Origin of the sequence: Mesorhizobium sp. M7A.F.Ca.CA.001.10.2.1 (genome assembly GCF_003998575.1) — a bacterium.
GTDB lineage: Bacteria > Pseudomonadota > Alphaproteobacteria > Rhizobiales > Rhizobiaceae > Mesorhizobium.
Map to the genome: position 1 here is coordinate 1 of NZ_RZQY01000793.1, position 2,450 is coordinate 2,450.

Here is a 2,450-nt window from a genome sequence, read left to right on the forward strand (position 1 = left end):
CGGCACGGCTCCTTGCGACGGCAATGTCATCGTCATGGCGTCCTCGCGCATCATCTGGGCCAGATCGCCGACAATGCCGCGTCTGGCGATGTGTTGGAGGTTGGTGCGGACGCAACAGCCGGCCCCGATGACCGGCTGTTGCGTCATGTCTTACTGATATTGGGCCTTGAGCTCGGAAGCCTTGGCCGCAAGCGCTGTCACCAACTCGTCGGTCGAGCTGCCTGAGCGGATATATTCCTGGACCTGCTGCATCATGAACATATCCCATTCCGGGAACCAGATCGCCTTGCCGATCGCGCGTGACGTCGCCATGCCGAGCTGCTTGGCCGAAATGTCAAGGTCGCGCCATTTCGAGAAACTGGCGACGATCTCCGGATCCTGCATGACCGCCTTGTAGCCCGAGCCGAGACCGAACTCGAGAGCCCAGCGCTTGATCACATGATACTGGCCATCCTTGGCTTTGCCGCCGAAGAACTGGAGCAGGTTCCACACGCGCTCCTCATCGACGGGCTGGGCGCCCATCAGATAGGCCGCCGTCCAGGCCATGGTCGAGCGGGTCGCGCCCGGCATGATCGCGTTGCGCACCTTTCCCGCGATCTTGGAAACGGCGGGATCGTTGGCGACCTTGTGGTTGTAGTCATGGACGACCATGAACGTGTGACGGCCGGAGGCATAGCTGGGCACACCTTCGCCGGGCAAGGTCATGATGTCTTCGACGACCAGCTTCTCCTTGTAGAAGGTCTGGTTGATTTCGAGGATCTTGCGCAAGGCCGGCTCATCGACGAAGTTTCCGTCGGCATCGAAGACCTTGGCGCCCTCGGAATACCAAGCCGCGAACATATACCAGGACATGTTTGGCCATTGTTGCTGCCACATTGCGTGAAAGGGCGCGTCGGATATGCCGTCCTTCTTGAGTTTGCGGCAGACATCAAGAACGGCATCCCAGGTTTCCGGTACCTGAACCCCGGCCTTTTTGAGATGCTCCTCGTTGTAGAGGAAGGTGTTGTAGCCGGCGTAGTAGGGGAGCCCGCACAGGGCCCCGCCGTTGGGCAGCGAAAGCGACTCGACACTGACCGGGAACATGCCGGCCTTGATATCGGCAACGCCCGGAAGGCTCTCGATGTCACGGATCCAGTTGGCCGCGTGCCAGCGGGCGATGTAGTTCTCTTCGGAATACAGCATGTCGATATGCTGACCGCCGGTGAGCTTCGTTTCCGCCACAGGGTGGTAATCGCCCGATACGAGCTCGTAATTCACGTTCTCATCATAGAGTTTCATGAACGTCTTGACGTTCTCTTCGACGATCTGCGGCTGGTATTGCCAGCCGACGAAGCTGATCGGCGTGGAGGGTGCCGCGAAGGCGCGAGACCCAATCATCGCGGCAGCGGATAGTCCCGCAGCGCCTTGTAGTATCTGTCTTCTGGACAGCAGGTGTCGTTCCAGCGAAGAAATCATGCTAGTTCCCCATTATGATAGCTTTTTTTGATTTCGGCCGACCGGCTGTGCCGGCAGATGACTTTCAGTATCTCCGGCCTAGAAGACAAACTGTAAGGCCGGTTAAGCTCTTGCTGTGGGGTAACTATGCGCAAAAATTTTTAGCTGTCCAACAAAATTTTCATTTCCGTGTCATTTTTCGTTGGTCCGGAGCATTTTGTCAGTTTTTGATCTATTTTTTGATCAAAAAAGCAAAAAAGTTGACATCTTCCGGCTCAGTCGCACAAGGGTTGTGTCTGGGCCGCATCGCGTGCGATCGCCAGTTGCTGCTTGAGGCGGCGAAGCTTTTCCCGGCCCGCGTCCTTGCGTGCGATGGCGACGCCGTAGGATATGATGTCGATTGCGATCATGTAGGCGTAGCGGATTGACGCCGGCGTCAGAATGTCTTCGTCCGGGAGGCAGTCGATCGGCAGGAGTTCGTCCACAGCGAAAGCCAGGGGGGTTCCGCTCGGTGTCAGGGCGATGGTTGTCGCTCCGTACTCGCGAGCGACGGTTACAGCCTTCTCGAGCTCGACATTGGCGCCCGTGAGCGAACAGCAGATCACGACGTCCGTGCGTTCAACAGCTGTTGCAAGCATGAACTGCATCTGGTGATCGTTACAGGGGATTACGCGTATACCCAACCGGAAAAAGCGGTTCTGGATCTCCTCGATAAGCCATGAGGAGACACCGCCACTTCCGAATGCGTAGAGCGTGTGGCAGACGCTGATCTTGTCGACGACCGCCTGGGCGCGTTCGAGGTCGACGTTGTGATGCATGTCCGCAATGGTTTTCTGCGCCCGTTTGCTGACGCGCTCCGCAACTTCGGCGATGGATCCGGGCGGCGTCTGGGGTTCGAGATAACGGATGCCGACGCGCACCGACCCCATGATCTTGAGCTTGAGATCCTTTAGACCGTCACATCCCAGCATGCGCGAAAACCGTGTGATGGTTGGCGCCGATACATTGAGCCAAGT

2 protein-coding genes are annotated in these 2,450 nt (G+C 57.8%); both read right to left on the reverse strand.

The genetic code is table 11. The features are described 5' to 3' along the window. Positions 1-150: 150 nt before the first annotated feature. Positions 151-1,377, reverse strand: coding sequence for an ABC transporter substrate-binding protein (locus tag EN964_RS31795; RefSeq protein ID WP_236383060.1), 1,227 nt, complete (start codon positions 1,375-1,377; stop codon positions 151-153). A gap of 332 nt (positions 1,378-1,709) precedes the next feature. Continuing rightward, positions 1,710-2,450: MurR/RpiR family transcriptional regulator (locus EN964_RS31800; protein WP_206528787.1), on the reverse strand; the 741-nt coding region annotated here is incomplete at its 5' end.